Annotated in this window: 14 protein-coding genes; 12 read left to right on the plus strand and 2 right to left on the minus strand. The window is 51.4% G+C overall.

Annotation, left to right across the window (positions count from 1 at the left end; translation table 11 throughout):
• The first annotated feature begins 20 nt into the window (after positions 1–20).
• From leuD to purT, 10 genes are all read left to right on the plus strand, one after another.
• Complete coding sequence (leuD, locus tag IEX98_RS04860) at positions 21–620, plus strand: 3-isopropylmalate dehydratase small subunit (protein WP_188887759.1); 600 nt, start codon at positions 21–23, stop codon at positions 618–620.
• A 227-nt stretch (positions 621–847) separates the two neighbouring features.
• Positions 848–2,293, plus strand: coding sequence for an N-acetylmuramoyl-L-alanine amidase (locus IEX98_RS04865; RefSeq protein ID WP_188887760.1), 1,446 nt, complete (start codon positions 848–850; stop codon positions 2,291–2,293).
• Positions 2,294–2,314: 21 nt separating this feature from the next.
• Positions 2,315–2,869 (plus strand): GerMN domain-containing protein, encoded by a 555-nt coding sequence (locus IEX98_RS04870; protein ID WP_188887761.1) that lies wholly within the window; start codon positions 2,315–2,317, stop codon positions 2,867–2,869.
• Between the two features lie 54 nt (positions 2,870–2,923).
• Complete coding sequence (locus IEX98_RS04875) at positions 2,924–5,419, plus strand: S-layer homology domain-containing protein (protein WP_188887762.1); 2,496 nt, start codon at positions 2,924–2,926, stop codon at positions 5,417–5,419.
• 133 nt (positions 5,420–5,552) lie between these two features.
• Positions 5,553–6,254 (plus strand): endonuclease III, encoded by a 702-nt coding sequence (nth, locus tag IEX98_RS04880; protein ID WP_188887763.1) that lies wholly within the window; start codon positions 5,553–5,555, stop codon positions 6,252–6,254.
• Positions 6,255–6,259: 5 nt separating this feature from the next.
• Positions 6,260–6,529 (plus strand): NAD/NADP transhydrogenase alpha subunit, encoded by a 270-nt coding sequence (locus IEX98_RS04885; protein WP_188887764.1) that lies wholly within the window; start codon positions 6,260–6,262, stop codon positions 6,527–6,529.
• A gap of 3 nt (positions 6,530–6,532) precedes the next feature.
• Positions 6,533–10,207 (plus strand): dynamin family protein, encoded by a 3,675-nt coding sequence (locus IEX98_RS04890; protein ID WP_188887765.1) that lies wholly within the window; start codon positions 6,533–6,535, stop codon positions 10,205–10,207.
• A gap of 290 nt (positions 10,208–10,497) precedes the next feature.
• On the plus strand, positions 10,498–12,282 hold the full coding sequence (locus IEX98_RS04895) for an ABC transporter ATP-binding protein (RefSeq protein ID WP_188887766.1): 1,785 nt from the start codon (positions 10,498–10,500) through the stop codon (positions 12,280–12,282).
• Positions 12,279–14,111 (plus strand): ABC transporter ATP-binding protein, encoded by a 1,833-nt coding sequence (locus IEX98_RS04900; RefSeq protein WP_188887767.1) that lies wholly within the window; start codon positions 12,279–12,281, stop codon positions 14,109–14,111. The genes IEX98_RS04895 and IEX98_RS04900 overlap by 4 nt, the downstream gene beginning before the upstream one ends.
• 65 nt (positions 14,112–14,176) lie before the next feature.
• Positions 14,177–15,358: a formate-dependent phosphoribosylglycinamide formyltransferase gene (gene purT, locus IEX98_RS04905; RefSeq protein ID WP_188887768.1), complete on the plus strand. Its 1,182-nt coding sequence runs from the start codon at positions 14,177–14,179 to the stop codon at positions 15,356–15,358.
• Between the two features lie 107 nt (positions 15,359–15,465).
• Here purT and IEX98_RS04910 read toward each other — a convergent pair whose 3' ends face one another.
• Positions 15,466–16,197: a TylF/MycF family methyltransferase gene (locus IEX98_RS04910; RefSeq protein ID WP_188887769.1), complete on the minus strand. Its 732-nt coding sequence runs from the start codon at positions 16,195–16,197 to the stop codon at positions 15,466–15,468.
• A 363-nt stretch (positions 16,198–16,560) separates the two neighbouring features.
• Between IEX98_RS04910 and parE the strand changes: the two genes are divergently transcribed.
• Together parE and gyrA are read left to right on the plus strand one after the other, a co-directional pair.
• Positions 16,561–18,531 (plus strand): DNA topoisomerase IV subunit B, encoded by a 1,971-nt coding sequence (parE, locus tag IEX98_RS04915; protein WP_188887770.1) that lies wholly within the window; start codon positions 16,561–16,563, stop codon positions 18,529–18,531.
• Between the two features lie 11 nt (positions 18,532–18,542).
• Complete coding sequence (gyrA, locus tag IEX98_RS04920) at positions 18,543–20,999, plus strand: DNA gyrase subunit A (protein ID WP_188887771.1); 2,457 nt, start codon at positions 18,543–18,545, stop codon at positions 20,997–20,999.
• On the opposite strand, the gene IEX98_RS04925 is transcribed toward gyrA, so the two are convergent.
• A complete protein-coding gene (locus IEX98_RS04925; RefSeq protein WP_188887772.1) occupies positions 20,990–21,157 on the minus strand; it encodes a hypothetical protein in 168 nt (55 codons plus the stop codon). The two genes, gyrA and IEX98_RS04925, sit on opposite strands and share 10 nt — an antisense overlap.
• Positions 21,158–21,198 lie beyond the last annotated feature (41 nt).

Here is a 21,198-nt window from a genome sequence, read left to right on the forward strand (position 1 = left end):
GAGAGAGGGGTATTACCGATATGGAACCATTCAAACAACTAACGGGCATCGTTGCCCCGGTCGACCGCGTAAATGTCGACACGGACGCTATCATTCCTAAACAATTTCTAAAACGCATCGAGCGCAGCGGCTTCGGCCAATTTCTGTTCTTCGAATGGCGTTTTCATGAAAACGGTGAAGTAAACGCTGAATTCGAACCAAACAAACCGCGTTATCAAGGCGCTTCCGTCTTGATCTCCCGTGCCAACTTCGGTTGCGGATCTTCCCGTGAGCACGCGCCTTGGGCGATTTTGGACTACGGCTACAAAGTCGTAATCGCGCCTTCGTACGCGGATATTTTCTATAACAACTGCTTTAAAAACGGCATTCTGCCAATCAAACTGAGCGAAGAGCAAGTCGAAGACCTGTTTCAACGCACAGCGAAAAACGACGGCTACAAGCTGACTGTCGATCTGGAAAACAAACGTCTTACTGACGACTACGGTCTGGAGCTTCCATTTGAGCTCGACGAGCATCGCCGCCAGTTCCTGCTGCAAGGCTTGGACGATATCGGCCTGACGCTGAAGCATGAAGATAAAATTACGGCATATGAGCAAAAACGTGCCGCTAAACTTGGTTAATACACAGCTATGAGAAGACGGTCCTCCCAAACAGGGGGCCGTTTTTGTTTACAATCCCTAATTAATGGGTAAGGAACCAGTGTGAGCAACGATTTCCGGCATAGGAAAGAAAAACCTAAAACATTGGCCAAGCACGCAACTTTTTCTGTCGCCATGCGTCTAAAAATTGTCTGGTTAAGTCGAATGAGCACATTCGATGCGGGCAATTTCAGTCATCGAGGTGGAAAATGAAGAAGTTTGTACCCATTTTGTTGTTTATGTCGGTATTGTTCACTTTATTTGCCGGTGTCGGACAAGCTGCTAGCGCGGTTGTTGTTCCGAAGCTGTATTTGAACGATCAGCTGTTGAAGCCTACAGTAGATCCACAGATCGTTCAAAAAGGGTATACGATTGTTCCGATCAGACTTGTATCCGAAAGCATTGGTTACAAGGTAACCTGGATGGAAGAGTCGCAGACAGTCATCATACATAGTGAAACTGACGAAATCATCTTGAAGATCAACGACAGCATCGCATTGGTAAACAATGAAAAAGTGCAAATGGACACGCCTGCAGTCGTGCTGAAAGGAAATACCCTTATCCCTCTCCGCTTCATTGGGGATAATCTTGGCATTAAGGTCGTATGGAACAACGACTCCAAGTCCGTGTACATGTACAAGGACGACAAGCCGGTAGATCCTACGGAGCCTTCTACGCCGCCAACAGATCCGCCAGCTGGTACCACAGGTAAGCTGACTTCCATCCTGTATGATGGGATGAACGGTATCGTAATCAATTATGAAGGAACAGTAGCGGCAAAGACGCCGTTCAAGCTGGACAACCCGAAGCGGATCGTTATTGATTTCCCTAACGTAGGGTATTCAAGTGATCTAGCCGCGCAATTCAGCGGTGCTGAAGGAAAAATTCCGGTTACGGAACATGCAACGCTGCAGCAGATCAGATATTCCCTGTTCACTAGTAATCCTGCAACTGCACGCATCGTGCTCGATTTGTCAGCTGATGCAGGCGTTGAGTTGACGCCGGGTACCAATGAACTGCGCATTAGCATGACGGATGGTACGGCAACAACACCAACTGATCCGACAACTCCTACCGACCCAACAACGCCAGTGGATCCGAATCCTCCAACGAACAAGGTTTACACTGTGGTCATCGATGCAGGGCATGGCGGCACCGATCCGGGCGCTCAAAGCATTTTGCCAGGCAAATGGGAAAAGGAATTTAATCTATCGCTTTCGCTGAAGGTAAAGGCGCTGCTCGATAAGGAAAAATCGATTAAGACGCTGCTGAGTCGGCCAGACGACAAATACGTCACTCTTGCCAACCGCGCCCTTTTTGCAAATAGCAATAAAGCGGACTTATTCTTATCTATTCACGCAAACAAAGCCGGACCAACTGTAACGGGTACGGAAACTTACTATTACCGAGATGACAGCAAAGCATTAGCTAACGTTATTCACAAATATTTTGCGAAATCGACAGGCTTTAAAGACAGAGGCGTGAAGAAGGAAAGCTTCCACGTTATTCGAGAAACGAAGATGCCCGCTGTATTAGTGGAAGCAGGCTTCTTATCGAATGTGTCGGATGCTACCGCTCTGTTCAACGACGCTGCCCAGAATAAAATGGCCCAGGCGCTCGTAACCGGCATTAAAGAGTACTTGAAACTTTCTTAAAGAAAGCGAGTGAGTAACATCATGCGTAAACCGATCAAGTGGGTACTACCACTGCTGCTGTTGATAGCCATTACAGCTGCTTGCGGCAGCAATTCTGCAACGAAAGGCGGTTCGGCTGCGACGGAGGAGCCGTCAGCAACCCCTTCGGCTACGCCTGAACCGACGGAACCGGCTAAAAAAGAGGCAAAGATTGATGTCTTTTTTGCCGATAAAGAATTAAACGCTGCTATTAAGCAGCAAGCGGATATTGCTTACAGCGATGATGCCGATTTAGTGGAGCAGGCCGTTAAGGCACTGCAAGCGGAAGGCGAAGGTGAAGCCCAATCGCTGTGGAAACCTATTGAGTTATTATCGGTCAAGCTGGACAACGGGTTGGTAACCGTCGACATTCATCTGCCGGATGAAGCGAGATTAGGAGCGCCAGGTGAAGCTATGGTGCTGGACAATTTGGAGCAAACGCTGTTTCAATTTGATTTTGTCCAATCTTATGATTTGCTGGTAGACGGTCAGCCTGTCGAGACGCTTATGGGCCACATCGAGCTGGAGCATCCGACTCTGCGTTCCGCACAAGAATAAATCATAGACGAGTTGCCGATAGAAACAGGAATATTATAAGGAGGAAATTCATTCATGCCATCGCAATCTTCCCGTACAAAATTAGTAGCTAGCGCGCTAGCCTTCACTTTACTTGCCGGCGGTGTACCGGCCATTCTTCCCGCTCAATCGGCTTATGCCGCAGCAATCGGAAATACGCCTTTTACTGATGTGAGCGCCGGCCATTGGGCTGAGAAGCATATTGCCAAGCTTGCGCTGCAAGGCATCGTAAACGGTTATGTGACGGTTAATGGAACCTCGGAATTCCGTCCGGCCAAAAGCGTAACGCAAGAGGAAGCTATTGTAATGGCGCTTCGGTTCGCTGGACTTCAAAACGAGGTTCAGGTCGGAGGGACGGTAACGTTCCCGGACTCGTTCAAAGTGAGCGCGTATTTCAAGCCTTACGTGAAGCTTGCCTTGGATAAAGGCATTTTGGACGAGAAAGAAGAGTTTGCCATCGCTGCAGGCAACGGCGGCAAAGGATGGGGCGATATTGCTGCATCCAGAGAATGGATAACGAAGCTGCTTGTACGTGCAATCGGCGAGAACAACAAAGCGCTTCAGCTCGCCAATACGAAATCGGCCTTCAACGATGACGGTCAAATCGCATCGAATTATCGCGGATATGTCAATGCGAGCGTATCATTAGGATTGGTAAAGGGTGTAACCGCTGATAAATTCGATCCGAAGGCGCCAGTCAACCGGATGAGTCTGGCAGCGTTGTTCAGCCGTGCGGAGGCTCTTTTTCCGGTGCAATACGAAGGTCAAATTAACGGTATCGTTACGAAGCTGAGCAGCAGCTCTGTTACGGTGTATAACGGCGGTACCGAGCAGACCTATACAGTTGGTTCGGACACGTTGTTCTATCGTGCAGATAGCGATACGGCGATAAATGCTTCCGCTATTAAGCTTTATACGAAAATTTCTGTTATTACGAAATTGGGCAAAGCGGTCTATTTAGAGTCGCTTAGCGATGAACAGCAGATCGAGACGATTACAGCCAAGCTGGACCGCGTGAACGCAGCGGGCAAATATATTTACGTATGGATTAATGACGAGCCGGTTAAAATCAATTTCGGCGACGATCTGACGATTCTCGACGTGTCGGGCAATACGATCAAGCTTGCTGATCTGAAACGCGACAGCAGCTTGACGATTACGCTCGATAAATTCCGCGATCAACGGCTGGCAGTCAAGCTGGTTGCCGATCAGCAGACGGGTGCCGGAACGGTTAAAGGCCAGTTCTTCAACGCGGACAATACAATTATTACGTATATGGATGCGAACAAAGAGCTCGTCACCAAGTTTTTGGCCAGCAAGGTTGATGTGACGATCCCTGGCATTAACTCGGCAACGATCGATGATCTGGTGAAGGAAGCCGATGAAATCGAGATAACACTGAATGACAATGACCGGGTTACGGCCGTGAAGGTCGTGAACCGTAATGTGGAAACACTGAACGGCGCTACGGTAGAAAGCTACTCGCCGGATAAGAAGATGATGGTAATCATTGATGCTTCCGGCAAAAATGCTTCCATTATTTACTTAAACGATAAAACGAAAATCGATTATAACGGCAAAGCGATCTCGGTTGCGGATGCAGCTGAGTATTTGACTAAAGGGCGGAAGCTCAACATCAACGCGTCGGGACAAGCCGCGATTTCGGTTCAATTTATTTATAAGCAAACGGGCGTCATTACTTCTATTAATACGTCCAGCAGTACGCTCAGTATAAATGACGGCAAATCGATAATTAGCGTGCCTTACGTCAGCGGCCCGACAGTTGAGCTGGGCGGTCAATCTTACGGTACTCTTACCGATTTGAAAGTTGGCGATACGGTAACGGCGCTTCTGGATTCCAATCAAACGAGAGCATCGACGATCCAATTGCATAAAACGTACCAATATACAGTTACCTCGATTAACAGCCAGAACAAGAGAGTAACGGTATCAACGGGAGTTGGTTCTGCAACTCGTGATCTCGATCTGTCCGGTATTGATATTACGGATGAGAAGGGTACAAAACTGTCGGTCGACAAGCTTTCGCTTGGCACGAATATTAACGTCGCGTATATCGGAAAAGCGATTCAATACGTGAAAGCGATCGAATACACGTATGGAACGATTCAATCCGTTAATACAACAGGCTTTGTCGTGGGCTTTAAGAACGGTACGACTAAGTCTATTTCGGTAGGCGCTAACTTTAAAGTAAATAAAGGGACTAGCTCAGCTGCCAATTTGTCGCTGCTGCAAGCAGGAGACATTGTTGAGGTGTACCTCGATGCAGGCGATACTGTCATCGTGAACGTTGCGGTAGGCGAGCAGCGTACATTCACTTCGTACAGTGCATCAGATAGCACGCTTTGGACCTTAATGACTTCCTCGGCTGACAATGCCAACTTCTTCCGGGTAACGGAGGAGACGAAAGTGACCTATAAAGGCGATAACATTGCAATCAGCACGCTGAAAAGCGGGGATGCGATCATCGTTTATGGGTTCCGCAATAAGGCCTATGAAATTAAAAAAGTGTAAAATCGTAAGGTTATGTGAAAAAACTGCCCATTAGGGCAGTTTTTTTCTTTATTTACCGCTTATAATGGTTGCGCACCGTGACAAATTTCGCTACACTTTGAACGATAGTGTTTGGATGGGGGAGCGAAGGACGATGAATGCGAAGCAGAAGATGCGCCATATACTGGATACATTGGCAGAGATGTTCCCCGATGCGCATTGCGAGTTGCGTCATAGCAATCCATTCGAGCTTACGATTGCGGTATTGCTCTCCGCGCAGTGTACGGATGAAACCGTTAATAAGGTGACTGTATCTCTGTTCGAAAAGTATAAACAACCGGAAGATTACTTGGCTGTGCCGTTGGAAGAGCTGGAGCAGGATATTAGGAGAATTGGCCTATTCCGCAGCAAGGCATCCAACATACAGAAGCTTTGCCGCATTGTGATCGACAAGTACGGCGGCGAAGTGCCGTCCAAGCACGAACAATTGGTCGAGCTTCCGGGTGTAGGACGGAAGACCGCCAATGTAGTCGTCTCCAATGCGTTCGGTGTACCGGCCATTGCAGTCGATACCCATGTGGAACGGGTATCAAAACGGCTCGCTTTGGCTAAACCGGATGATACAGTGCTTGAAGTGGAAAAGAAGCTGATGAAGCTGGTACCGATGGACGAATGGACGCTTACGCATCATCGCTTGATCTTCTTCGGCCGATACCACTGTAAAGCGCAAAATCCGCAATGCCCGATTTGCCCGCTGCTGGATTTGTGTAAAGAAGGCCAGAAACGTATGAAGCCGGGCATCGAGAAGAAAACTAAAAATAAGGCAATGAAACCGAAAATAGCCAATGAAGGATGATGACGATGAAATGCATTTCCGTTTATACGAACAATTTTGAACTGTTCTCCGATATTTATGAGCAGGTGCTGGAAGCTCCTCCCCAAGAGAACGAAGACATTCTTGTAGAAGGAATTACGGTTAGCGGCTCCGGCGACGTGCCTGACCAATACATTGAGCGCATGCGCCAAAAACCAGAAGTGGTTGTTATGAAGGAGAAAGAACGCAACATTATGATTTTGCAGCATGGCAACGTATTTGAAATTTGCCTGCCTGCCGAAGAGGAAGCTGTATAAGCCATGGTAGAAACGACGCTCAAAAGCATGGCGGATGCTATCTCCTTTGCGGCAGACCAGATGGCCGCAGCCGGAGATGCGCTTCATGCCAGCCAAGCGTTGGAGCTAAACAGTAAGCTGACCGAGGGTCGGCTTACTGTTGCTTTTTGCGGCCATTTCTCCGCCGGCAAGTCAACGCTGATCAACAGGCTGTGCGGTGCGCAGCTGCTGCCTTCAAGCCCAATCCCGACGAGCGCCAACGTCGTCTCGATTCGTGGCGGGGAAAAGGCGCAGGCTAGTATTGTGCAAATACAGAACGGAACGAGCAAGCAGGTAGAAGTACCTCTGCACGAGCTTGACGCTTACTGCAAGGACGGAGAAGGCATCGCTTCCGTAGCGATAACCTATCCGACGGAACGTTTGGGCAATCATACAGTGCTGCTTGATACGCCGGGGATCGACTCGACGGATGATGCGCATCGGATGGCTACGGAATCGGCACTTCATTTGGCTGATGTCGTCTTCTATGTGATGGACTATAACCACGTCCAATCGGAAATTAATTTCGCTTTCGCCAAACAGTTGAAGGACTGGGGCAAGCCCTTATATTTTATTGTGAATCAAATTGACAAGCATCGTGAACGGGAGCTTTCTTTCGAGCAGTACCGAAGCAGCGTAGCAGAAGCGTTCCAAGCTTGGCATCTTGAGCCGGCAGGGATCGTTTATTTGTCGTTGCGCCAGCCGGACCATCCGCATCAGCAATGGGATGAGCTCTTGACGCTCCTGAGCCGTTTGGCGGAGCTGGGTGAGCCTTTGGCTGCTTATAGCGTTGATGCTTCGCTGCGGCATTTGCTGGCACAGCATGCCAAGACGCTAGAGCTTAGAGCGGAACCTGAGCGTGAGCGTCTGCTCGCAGAAGCTGGCGGCGAAGAAGCGGCCGCACAAGTGCAATCACAAATTAACGGGCTTCGGGCTGAAATGGAGCGGCTTAAGGCTGAGCCGGATGCCGTACGAGTTGAGTTCCGGCGCCAATTGCAAGTATTAATCGATAGCGCAATTATTACGCCCGCGCCAATTCGCGATAAAGCTCATGCGTTTCTGGAGAGCCGCAAGCCGGGCTTTAAAGCGGGCTTGTTATTTGCAGGGGCGAAAACCGCTGCCGAGCAGGAACGGCGTATGGAAGCTTTCCGTACTGATTTCAGCGGTCAGGTGAACGCGGCCATCGATTGGCATGTGAAGGACTATCTTCGCAAGGCTGCTGAAGGGATTGGCTTTGCAACTGATCGGCTGGAGCCTTTGCTTGAACAAACGTTCGACTGGCAGCCTCAGCCGCAATGGCTGATTGACCTTGTTAATACCGGTGCCGTATTCGGCAATGAGTATACGATGACATATTCCCGTGAGCTGGAGAGCCAAGTGAAAAGCTTATATCGCAAACGCGCGTTTGAGCTGGTCGACGAGCTTGTCCAGTACGCCGCGACAGCGAGCGGAACGGCAGCTGCCGCAGCGCAGGAGCAGCTTGCCGCATTAGGCTCGCAAGCGGGCGCCTTGGCGCAGCTCGAGGCGCTGGAGGCGCTTGCCGCCTCGCACGCAGCGCGTCTCGCCGATGCGCTGCCGCCGCAGGCGCCTCGCCCGGCGCTGCCGGCGCCTAGCGCAGCCCGCAGTGCTGCTGCCGCGCAGGCACAGCAGCAAGCTGCGGACGCGGCAGCTGCGCCAGCGCCACAGGCGCAGCAGGCTGCACGCGCGCCGCAAAGCGCCGCAGCACGTGCCAGCGCTGGCGCAGCGCTCGCCGGCGGAGCGGCGCTTGCGCAGCAGCGCGGCGCAGCCGAGCGGCTCCAGCGCGCGGCTGCGCTGCTGGAACCGCATGCGCTGCTCGCAGCCGCGGGCAACGCTATGCGCGACAAAGCGAACCGGCTGCAGCAAAGCCGGTTCACAATCGCGCTGTTCGGCGCATTCAGCGCGGGCAAATCATCGCTCGCGAATGCGCTGATCGGCGAGCCGGCGCTGCCGGTATCGCCGAATCCGACGACCGCGGCGATCAACCGGCTCGTGCCGCCTACGGCGGAGCACGAGCATGGCACAGCGACTGTCGTGATGAAGTCGCGTGACGCCATCATCGAAGATTTGCGCTACTCGCTCAACTTGCTTGGCGAGGATGCGGCTGCAGGCGCGCTGCCGGACGCTCCGGCGATTATGCGCGCGATCGACAAACTGTCGCCTGACGCTATTCACGCGGGCGGCAGACCGCACTACAGCTTCCTGCGCGCCGCGCGCAGCGGCTGGGACCGGCATGAGGGGCAGCTGGGACAGTCGCTGACTGTATCGCAGGCGGAATATGAGCTGTTCGTTGCGGAAGAATCCCGTTCCTGCTTCGTAAGCGAGATCGAGCTTTATTACGATTGCCCGCTGACACGGCAGGGGATCGTACTCGTCGATACGCCGGGAGCGGATTCGGTCAATGCCCGCCATACAGGCGTAGCCTTCAATTATATTAAAAACGCGGATGCGGTATTGTTCGTTACTTATTATAATCATGCCTTCTCACAGGCGGACCGGCAGTTCTTAATGCAGCTCGGCCGTGTGAAGGACCAATTTGAATTGGATAAAATGTTTTTCCTCGTCAACGCCGCCGACTTGGCTGCAGACGAGGAGGAGCTGCAGGGCGTGCTGAAGCATGTGGGGCAAAATTTGCTGCAGCATGGCATTCGCAACCCCCGTCTCTTCCCGGTAGCCAGCCTCGACGCCTTGGATGCGAAGCTAGCTGGAGACGAAGACAAGCTGGAGCATTCCGGTGTTGCCGCATTTGAGCAATCATTCCTTCATTTTGTGCAAAATGATCTCGGGAAACTGGCTGTCGACGCAGCGGAGCAGGAAATTGCCAGAGCTGCCGCGACCGTGCAAGGCTGGCTGAACAGTGCGGCAGGGGATGCCGCTTCCCGTCAACGGGAAAGTGCGCTGCTTGCGGAGAGACAGACAGCAGCCGGAACAACCGTCGAGGCGTTCAAGACGGCAGCGGCGCCTGCTCAACTGACGCAGGAGCTGAATGAGCTGCTGTACTACGTCGTGCAGCGTATCCAGCTGCGCTTCGGGGAGTTTTACAACTATGCGTTCAACCCCTCGACGCTGCAGGATGACGGCCGCGATTTGCGCAAAATGATTTGGACTTCATGGCTGGAGCTTCAGCGGCTTGTGCAAATGGAGCTGTCGCAGGAGCTGCAGGCAACAACTCTGCGTATGGAACGCAATTTGAACAGTCTGCTACAGAAGCAGTACGCGGGCTGCTCGGAAAAGCTGGAAGAGCTCATTAACGGCTATTCCGGCATTCCTTACGAAACGGCGAGTCTGCCGACGCCGGATGCGGTCGTCGAATGGACGCCTTCGGCAGCTATTGATGCCAAATGGCTGTGGGGCCGCTTCAAATCGCCTCGCCAGTTTTTTGAAGGCGAAGGCAAAGCGACGCTGCGCAAGGAGCTGGAGCCATTCGTCACGCCAGCTCTGCAAGCGTGGATGAATACTCACAGCGAGAGCTGGACGGAGCTTTATGGTGAATGGTGGTCACAAGCGGCGACGGCCGCAGGTGACGCGCTGTTATCCGATTTGTCCAGTTTTGCTGCCGGCATGCAAAAATCGCTGGCCGATAATGCAAACGTAGAAGAGCTTCAGACGCTGCATCAACAATTAATTGATATCCAAATGTAAACGATCTTTCATTATCTATATCGCAATTCGCTTAATGAATCCAGCCGCTCACAAGAGCGGCTGGATTCATTTTTTTATGGACAGTGTGATTCTGTGCAAAAATGGAGCAATACACACACCTAAGGGACGATTTTGGACGATTTGGGAGCATTACCCCCTTCACTGTTCTTATTCGCCAAATTGGGCTCATATAGTCAAATATTCGGAAATTTCTACAGTTTGCTCCTCCCAGATGATGCTGATAATATTCAACTCATACTTATAAAAATAGAACGGGGAGATGGATTTACTTGGACGTCTTTAGACAGCTAAAGCGATTTTATTGGGTAGAACGAAAGTTTCTGCTAACTTCCATCATCTGTCTGATGTGTGCGACTGCGCTCGGTCTTGTTTATCCGAATATGCTTCGCATTCTAATCGACGATGTCATCAAGGAAAGTAAGTTCGAAAAGGTGCCGGCGCTGGCTTTAACAGTCGTTGCTGTCGTTGCCTTCAAAGGCTTTATGCAATTTTTGCACGGATTTTTTGGCGGCCGGCTGGGCAACCGGGTTGCGCTGCGTCTTCGGAACGCTTGTTACGACAAATTACAAACGCTTTCTTTCCAATATTATGATAAAGCGAAAACAGGCGATCTGATGTCGCGGCTGACAGCCGATCTGGAGGCCATCCGCAACTTTATCGGCTTCGGCTTTGCGCAAATTTTGAACGTAGTGCTGATGGTGCTGTTTGGCGGGGCAATGATGATGTCCATCCATTGGCAGCTCACGCTTATTACGCTGGTGACGATTCCGCTGCTTGCCTTCTCGGCTATTCGCTTTGAGAAGAACATTCATCCGGCCTTCCGCGAAATGCGGAAAGCGATGAGCAATCTGACGACCGCGGTGCAGGAAAATATCACCGGCGTGCGTACGGTTAAATCCTTTGCAAGAGAGCCGCATGAAGTGACGAAGTTCGCGGTACGCAATGAAGCGTATAAGACGAACCAGATTGGCGCCGCGACGATTTGGGCGAAGTTTTTCCCTTACATGGAGCTGTTCGCCAACCTGAGCGTCGTTATTCTGCTTATTGTAGGCGGATCTTACGTCATGAGAGGCGATCTGAAGCTCGGTGAGCTTGTAGCCTTCTTCAGCTTGATCTGGTACATTATCGGTCCGATGTGGGGGATTGGCTTCCATATCAACAACTACACGCAATCGAAAGCTTCCGGCGAACGGGTGCTGGGTCTGCTGAACGAGCATGTCCATGTGAAAAACATCGAGCATCCCATCGTGCTGGAAAGCGAAGCTGTTAAAGGTCATGTCCGGTTTGACCGCGTAACGTTCAATTATCCGGATAAATCGCCAGCTTTGACGGATGTATCGATCGATGCGCCTGCCGGCTCGGTTATCGGCTTGCTTGGCGCTACGGGCTCAGGCAAATCGACGATTATTCAATTGCTGATGCGTGCTTATAACGTTAAGAATGGCACGATCACGCTTGACGGGATCGACATTCGCAATATGGATACGGAAAGCTTGCGCAGCCAGATTGCCCCTGTATTCCAGGAAACGTTCCTATTCTCGGCTTCCATTCGCGCCAACATCGCTTACGGTGTTCGTGATGTGACTGAGGAGCAAATTATTAAAGCGGCGAAAATGGCGAAAGCGCATGATTTCATTATGGAGCTTCCGCTTGGCTATGACACTATCGTAGGCGAACGCGGCATGGGCTTATCCGGCGGCCAGAAGCAGCGGATTGCGATCGCCCGAGCTTTGATTAAGAACCCGCGCATCTTGATTCTCGACGACGCGACAAGCGCGGTCGATATGGAAACGGAGCATGAAATTCAAGCCGGCTTTAAGGAATTGATGGAGGGGCGCACAACGTTCATCATCGCACACCGGATATCCTCCTTGCGCCATGCCGATGAAATCATCGTTCTCGATGAAGGTCATATCGTGCAGCGCGGCACGCATGAGCAGCTGCTGAAGCAAGCAGGGCCTTACCGCGATACTTACAATATCCAATATGCGGATCATCCTTATATTGATCAGCAGCTCTCGGAGTCGGAGCGGAATAGGAGCAGCGTACAATGAGTGCCAAGAAATCGAATGTAAACGATAAAAACGCCAGGTTTATTTACAAGGACGATGATGCGATCGAAAAGCCGTTCAACTGGGCTCAGGTTCGCCGCCTGCTCATCTATATGAGCCCTTATAAGAAAGAGCTTACTCCCGTCATTATTATGATGATTCTTGGTACATTGACCCGACTCGGCATTCCAGCGCTCGTCATTCTCGCGATTGACCAGGCTATTGCGCCGGATAATGGAAACGGGCCGACGAGCTTTCCAAAGCTTTATCTGATCGCCGCAATCATGCTCGTGTTGTTCATCGTGCAATGGGCGTCGAATACGTACCGGATCAAATATACAAACATTATCGGCCAGAAGGTTATTTACGACCTGCGCCATCATCTATTCCAGCATATTCAGAAGCTTTCATTCCGGTTCTATGACAAGCGGCCTGCCGGTTCCGTCCTTGTCCGGGTAACGAATGACGTCAATGCGCTGCAGGATCTGTTCACGAACGGCGTCGTCAACCTGCTTATGGACTGTGTTCAGCTCGTCGGGATCGTCGTCATTCTGCTCGTATGGAACTTTAAGCTGGGTCTGGCCATCATGATTACGGTGCCGCTCATGTTCATCGTATCGACGGCGCTTCGCAAACGAATCCGTTTCGCTTGGCAGACGGTGCGGATGAAGCAGTCCCGGATCAATGCTCACCTCAACGAGAGTATTCAAGGCATGAAGATTACGCAGGCTTACGTGCAAGAGAAAGACAACATGAGCTTTTTCGAAAATATGAACGAAGACAACTTAAAATCATGGAACAAAGCATCTGCGCTTAACCAGATGTTTGGTCCGATTATTGAGGTCACCTCGGCCATTGGTACGCTGATCTTGTTCTGGTACGGTGCACATCTCATTCAATCGAATGAAATTACGATCGGTGTTCTCGTTGGTTTCGCCAACTACATCGGCAACTTCTGGGACCCGATCAACCGTCTGGGGCAAATGTACAACCAATTGCTGATCGCCATGGCTTCCTCGGAGCGGATTTTCGAATTTATCGATGAGGAACCTACCGTAGGCGAGCAAGGTTCAGCGAAACCGCTGCTCAGCATCCGCGGCGATGTGAAGTTCGACAACATTCTGTTCGAGTATGAGAAGGGAAGACCAGCGCTCAAAGGGATTAGCCTCGACGTGAAGGCAGGCCAGTCGATCGCGCTTGTCGGACATACAGGCTCGGGCAAAAGTACCATTATCAATCTGCTCTGCCGGTTCTACGATCCGGTGGAAGGGCGCGTGCTTATCGATGGCAAAGACATTCGCGACGTGACCATCGACAGCTTGCGTTCGCAGGTCGGTATTGTTCTGCAGGATACGTTCATTTTCGCCGGAACAATTCGTGACAACATCCGCTATGGACGACTGGATGCGACGGATAGCGAAATTGTTGAAGCAGCCAAAGCGGTTCACGCCCATGACTTCATCATGAGTCTGCCAGACGGCTATGACACCGAAGTTGAGGAACGCGGCAACGTGTTGTCCATGGGACAAAGACAGCTGCTGTCCTTCGCACGGGCGCTGCTCTCTGATCCTCGCGTTCTTATTCTGGACGAAGCGACGGCAAGCATTGATACGGAAACAGAGCTTCATATTCAGGAAGCGCTCAAGACGCTGCTGGCTGGACGCACATCCTTCATGATTGCTCACCGGTTGTCTACAATCCGCAATGCTGATGAAATTGTCGTACTGGATCATGGCCGTATTGTCGAGCAAGGCACGCATGATCAACTGATCGCTAGAGGCGGCGTTTATAACGGTTTGATCGAAGCGCAATATCGATTCTTGTCGGCTTAACTATTGATTTTTGCAAAAAGAACCTCCACAATGGAAGTAAAACTTCCGGGAGGTTCTTTTTCGTTATGTATGGATCACCATTGTCATCGCAAGCTCGTAAAATGCTGCTGCTAGGCTCAGGAGAACTAGGTAAGGAAGTCATTCTGGAGGCGCAGCGGTTAGGCGTCGAGACGATCGCGGTCGACCGGTATGCGAATGCGCCGGCTATGCAGGCCGCACATCGGTATCATGTCGCCGATATGCTTGACGGGGCAGCCATTAGACGCATTATCGAAGAGGAGCGTCCGGATTATATCGTACCGGAGATTGAAGCCATCGCAACGGAAACGCTGCTGGAATTGGAGCAGGAAGGCTTCCGCGTCGTACCGACGGCCCGCGCGGCGAGGCTGACGATGGACCGCGAAGGCATCCGCAGACTTGCAGCGGAGACGCTAGGCTTGCCGACAGCACCTTATCGCTTTGCCGATTCGCTGGACGAGCTGAAGACGGCCGTCAAGGAATTGGGCTTGCCTTGCGTCATTAAGCCGATTATGAGCTCCTCCGGCAAAGGACAAAGCATCTGCCGGACAGAGGAAGATATCGAGGCTTGCTGGGAGTATGCGATGGAGGGCGGACGCGCCAAAAAACAACGGATTATCGTTGAAGGCTTCGTTACGTTTGAATCGGAAATTACGCTGCTTACGATCCGCTCGGTATCGGGAACGAGCTTCTGCGCACCAATTGGCCATGTGCAGAAAGACGGGGATTATATCGAATCTTGGCAGCCGCATGCCATGACGATCGAGCAGATAAAAGAGGCGGAGCATATCGCACAGCGTATTACCGATGAGCTGGGAGGCCACGGCCTGTATGGCGTTGAGCTGTTTATAACGCAAGACGGCGTGCTGTTCAGCGAAGTGTCGCCTCGTCCGCATGACACCGGAATGGTGACGATGGCGACGCAGGATTTGTCGGAATTTGCGCTGCATGTCCGGGCTATTCTCGGCTTTCCGATCCCGACCATCAGGCTGCTGTCACCGGGCGCATCCCATACGCTTAAAGCGGACCGGGAGCATACCGAGTTCAATATCGGCGGAGTGGAGAAAGCATTAGCGCTGCCTAATACGCAGGTTCGCGTGTTCGGCAAGCCGGAGACGAAGGTCGGCCGCCGGATGGCGGTTGCCTTGAGCACAGCGGAAGACGTCGAGCAAGCCCGTGAGGTTGCACGACAGGCGGCGGAATCGCTGTGGATTGAATACAAGCAATAAAGAGGCGGTATAGGATTGTCTAGGCCTCATAAGCAAGAAGCCTTCACATCCGCGTTCGATGCGCGGAAGGAAGGCTTCTCCGTTTTTTTTAACCTGTTATTCGGTATTTACTTGGTTTTACGCCAGTAGATGCCGGTGATGTCGATAGGGATGATGGGATCAGTAATGTTGTGAATAGCGCGGAAATCATGGACGGCCGCAGCGCAATAACCGATCGAATAGTCATCAACGATGAGGAATCCGCCGATAGAGAGTTTAGGATATAAATTGTTTAAGCTGTCCATCGTAGAGGAATACATATCGCCGTCGAGCCTCGCGATCGCCAGTTGGGTGATCGGAGCGACAGGCAATGTATCTTTGAACCAGCCTTTCAGGAACGTAACCTGCCGGTCGAGCAGACCGTATTTGCGGAAATTGTTTTTTACTTCCGGCAAGCTTACGCGCAGGAAGTCTTGCGTATGAAACGTAGAGGTTGCGTCAATCGGATATTGGGGATCAGGCACAGGCAGTCCTTCGAATGAATCGGCGACAAAGACGCGCCGGTTGTTCATGCCATGCGCCTTCAGAAAACCGCGCATAAAAATGCACGCGCCGCCGCGCCAGACGCCGGTTTCGATGAAATCGCCGGGAATGCCTTCGCGCAGAACCGTATCCATGGCTTCATGAAGCTGATTCATCCGCAGTCTGCCGATCATGCTATGGGCGATATTCGGCCAATCCAATCCTTCCCAACGGTTTGTGGGGGTTGCGTTGCCGCCTTCATGTTCCAGCCAAATTTCGAATAAGATTGTTTTTTTGAGCAGTTCCAAATATAATTGCGTTCCCGCGTCACTCGTCATTGATCGCTTGCTCCTCACATTGTCTTATTAAACCTAATATATTGAGAGGCGAGCAGGGTGGTGTGTGCATACGCCGCAGCAGGCGTTACCCAAAATCAGCCAAATGAAGGAGGAACGTAAGGATCGGCAGGCTTATAATTTGAATTTACGGAAAAACTGATGCTTACAGCAGGTTGAAACGCATCTATTTCGGGCGATCCTATGGGCCGCCTTCGAATTTATCAATCTTCTTATCCCTTGCCGGGCTTAGGGTTCGGGCGATTAACGTATGCTTCGTTCGTGAAGATGTCTTTACTAATCGGGACAATTTGCATTAAAATACTTGAAGTATGGAAACGCAATAACTAAGGAGGGCCAGGCCCTATGGCAGAACAACTTGATTTTCCCCCGAATTCGACAGCGGCTGATCGCAATTATGAGGCTGATGATATACAGGTTCTGGAAGGATTAACGGCTGTGCGCAAACGGCCGGGCATGTATATCGGAAGCACCAGCAGTTCAGGCTTGCATCATCTCGTTTGGGAAATTGTCGATAATGCGGTGGACGAGCATTTAGCCAAATTTTGTTCGGCTATTGACGTCACCTTACATAAAAACGGTTCTATAACGGTTCACGACAATGGCAGGGGCATTCCGACAGGCATGCATAAAACAGGCATTCCAACCCCACAGGTCGTTTATACGATTCTTCATGCAGGCGGAAAGTTCGGCGGATCGGGCTATAAAAAGTCCGGCGGCCTTCACGGCGTAGGCGCATCTGTAACGAATGCGCTGTCCGAGTGGCTGGAAGTTGAAATTTTCCGTGACGGCAAAATACATAAAATGCGTTTTGAGTATTGGGTAGACAAAAAAGGCAAGGAGCATGTCGGCGAGCCTGTAACCGGGCTGGAAGTCGTCGGCTCTACGAACCGGACGGGGACGAAGGTAACGTTCAAGCCCGACGTGCGCGTGTTTCAAAACGGTATTTCGCTCAACTACGATACGCTTGCGGAACGTTTGCAGGAGATCGCCTTCCTCAACTCTGGCTTGAAGGTGACGATTAAAGACGACCGCAGCGGCAAGCAGGACGTGTTTCATTACGAGGGCGGCGCCAAGCAGTTCGTTGAATATTTGAACGAAGACAAAACCGTGCTTCATGACGTCATTCACTTTGCAGGCGAACGGGACGACATCGAGGTTGAAGTCGCACTGCAATACAATGACGGCTACACAGAAACGATTGCTTCCTTCGTCAACTCTATTCCGACACGCGGCGGCGGTACGCATGAGACCGGCTTCAAAACGGCGTATACGCGGGTTATGAACGATTACGCCCGTAAAGCAGGGCTGCTGAAGGAGAAGGATAAAAACCTGGAGGGCAATGATTTGCGCGAAGGGATGATGTCCGTCATCAATATTAAAATGGGTGAGGTCGAATTCGTCGGGCAGACGAAGGATCAACTCGGCAGCGCTTCCGCAAGGAGCGCGGTAGATGCGGTTGTAACGGACAAAATGCAGGTTTTCCTGGAAGAAAATCCGCAGGTGGCGCAATCGTTGCTTAAGAAAGCTGTGCAGGCCTCAAGGGCGCGTGAGGCGGCTCGTAAAGCGCGAGAGGAAATTCGCAGCGGGAAGAAAAAGAGTGAAAGCTCCAATCTGAACGGCAAGCTCACCCCGGCGCAATCGAAAGACTTTACCCGCAATGAGCTGTTTATCGTCGAAGGCGATTCGGCCGGCGGTTCGGCCAAGCAAGGCCGTGATTCGAAATATCAGGCGATCCTGCCGCTTAAGGGCAAGCCGATGAATCCCGAGAAAGCGAAACTGCTCGACATCTTGAAGAACGACGAGTATAAAGCCATTATCGCTTCGATCGGAGCAGGCGTCGGTCCGGAATTTGACGTCGAGGAATGCAACTACAACAAGATTATCATCATGACCGATGCGGATACGGACGGCGCGCATATCCAAGTGCTGCTGCTGACTTTCTTTTACCGCTATATGAAGCCGCTTATCGATACGGGCCGGATCTACATCGCACAGCCGCCGCTGTACAAAATTTCCCGCAAATCCGGGAAGCTGGAGACGGTGCGTTATGCCTGGACAGACGAGCAGCTGCAAAATTACTTGAAGGAATTTGGCAAAAGCTTTGAGCTCCAGCGCTATAAAGGACTTGGCGAGATGAATCCGGAACAGCTGTGGGAGACGACGATGAATCCCGAGACGCGCACGCTGCTGCAAGTGCAGATTGAAGATGCGGCGAAAGCAGAGCGCCGGGTTTCCGCCTTGATGGGCGATAAAGTCGATCCGCGCAAACGGTGGATTTTGGAAAATGTCGACTTCACGGAGTATGAGGAATAGGGGGCAACGACATGGGTATGCTCGAACAGTTTTTACCGGCGTATTTGGAAGAGGTCGTCGGTGACCGATTCGGACGCTATTCGAAATATATTATTCAAGATCGTGCCATTCCCGACGTTCGGGATGGCCTCAAGCCGGTTCAACGCCGGATTTTATACGCAATGTACGATTCCAGCAACACGCCGGACAAACCGTACCGCAAGTCGGCGAAAACAGTCGGCGATGTAATGGGCAACTATCATCCGCATGGCGATTCTTCGATTTATGAAGGTATGGTGCGTATGGCGCAGCCTTGGAAAATGGGACATGTCCTCGTAGACGGCCATGGCAACTGGGGCTCGATGGATGATGATCCGGCCGCAGCTATGCGTTATACGGAAGCTCGTCTGTCGCCAATCGCCATGGAGCTGCTGCGCGACATCGAGAAACGAACCGTCCAGTTCAAGGACAACTTCGATAACACGACGAAAGAGCCGGTCGTGCTGCCGTCGCGTTATCCGAACTTGCTCGTGAACGGCGTATCCGGCATTTCCGCTGGTTTCGCAACAGAAATTCCGCCTCATAATTTGCGTGAGGTCATTGATGGCTGTATCGCGCTTATGAATCGTCCGGATATGCAGCTTGAAGAGCTGATGACGATTATTAAAGCGCCTGATTTCCCAACGGGCGGCGTTATTATGGGCGAAGAAGGCATTCGCGACGCTTATGCAACGGGAAAAGGACGGATTTATATTCGTTCGCAAGTAAAAATCGAAGATATGCGCGGCGGACGCCAGCAGATTACGATTACGGAAATCCCGTATCAGGTCGTGAAATCACGGCTTGTGACCGCGATGGAAAATATCCGCTTGGAGAAGAAGGTAGAGGGCATTGCAGAGGTTCGCGACGAAAGCGGACGCAACGGCCTAAGAATCGTTGTCGAGCTGAAGAAAGAAGCCGACGCAAATGGCATTCTCGCTTATTTGCTCAAGAAAACCGATCTGCAGGTTACTTACAACTTCAATATGGTAGCGATCGTTAATAAAGCGCCTCAACAGCTTGGTATCAAGCAAATATTAAGCGCTTATATTGAGCATCAGAAGGAAGTTGTAACGTTCCGGACGCAGTATGATTTGGAGAAAGCGGAAGACCGTGCGCATGTGGTAGAAGGTCTCGTCAAGGCGCTGAACTTGCTTGATGAAGTGATCGCGACGATTAAAGCGTCCAAAAACCGCGCCGACGCACAAAACAATCTTGTTGAAAAGTATAGCTTCAGTGAACGTCAAGCGGATGCCATTCTGACTTTGCAGCTGTATCGCCTGACTAACCTGGAGATTACGTCGCTGGAGAAAGAGCTCAAGGAAATGATGAAGAAGATCGCTTACTTGCGTTCGATCCTCGACAGCGAGAAGAAGCTGCTATCGGTCATCAAGGAAGAGCTGGTTGAAATCCGCGATAAATACGGCATCGACCGCCGCAGCGAAATTCGCGGGGAAGTCGAAGAGCTTAAGGTGAATCTGGAAGTGCTTGTGACACCAGAGGATGTACTGGTAACGCTTAGCCGCGAGGGCTACATGAAGCGGACGAGCATGCTGTCCTTCACGCGCTCCGGGGGTGAGCTGGATAACGCCGGAGTGAAGGAAGGCGACTTGATCAGCAGCTTGTACGAAGTCAATACGATCGACAACCTGCTGCTGTTTACCCGGAAAGGCCAGTATTATATGCTGCCTGTCCATCAAATTCCGGAGTTCAAATGGAAGGACACGGGTACTGCAATCGTCAATATCGTACCGATCCCGAAAGATGATTCCGTCATCAGTATTATTCCGGTCAAGGATTTCAACGCTTCTGAGGTGTCCCTCGTCTTCGTAACGAAGCGCGGACAGGTTAAGCGTACGGAGCTTAAGGAATATATGACGACGCGCTCTACGGCGATTACAGCCTGTAAGGTAGCGGATGGCGATGAAATTATTCGCGTTGGAGTCAGCGACAGTTCACAGCAGCTGCTGCTGGTCAGCAAGCAAGGGATGAGCATTCGCTTCACAGAAAGCGAAGTTAACCCGATGGGACGTGTGGCGGCAGGCGTTCGCGGCATGCAGCTTAAGGATGATGACGAACTTGTTGCGGCGGAATGGGTCGCAGACGATGAAGGCGAACTGCTCGTCGTAACTGATATTGGCTATGCCAAACGGACGCTGCTGCTCGATTATCCGGTCCAGGGCCGGGGCGGCAAAGGCGTACAGACTTTTGAATTCAAAGAAGGCAAACGAGTGAAGCCAAACGGCGATGTGCTCGTTGCCGCATTGTATTGCAAGGAAGCATCCGATATTATTGCGCTGACGACATCTGGCGCACATCTATCGGCCTCCACAGAGAAAGCACCGATCGAAGACCGTAAATCAATCGGAAAGCTGCTTGTGCCGGTAGAGAAGAACGACACGATCGCTTCGATCATTATTCGTCCGGCGCTCTCGTCCCATCAATCGTAAGGACGGTTCGGCGGATCGAAGCGCTCGATCAATTTGACCATCGCGTCAAGCATGACCCACAATGGCACCAGCTCATCCGGGCGGTCCAGCCATTGTGGGTCTTTTATGATGCCATAAGCTTTTATTTTCCGAATGATTTCCGCTTTGTGCTCTTCCATGGGATCACTCCTTCAATCCGGCATTAGGCAATACATTGACA

The sequence above is a fragment of the Paenibacillus radicis (ex Gao et al. 2016) genome, assembly GCF_014641555.1.
GTDB classification, from domain to species: Bacteria; Bacillota; Bacilli; order Paenibacillales; family Paenibacillaceae; genus Pristimantibacillus; species Pristimantibacillus radicis.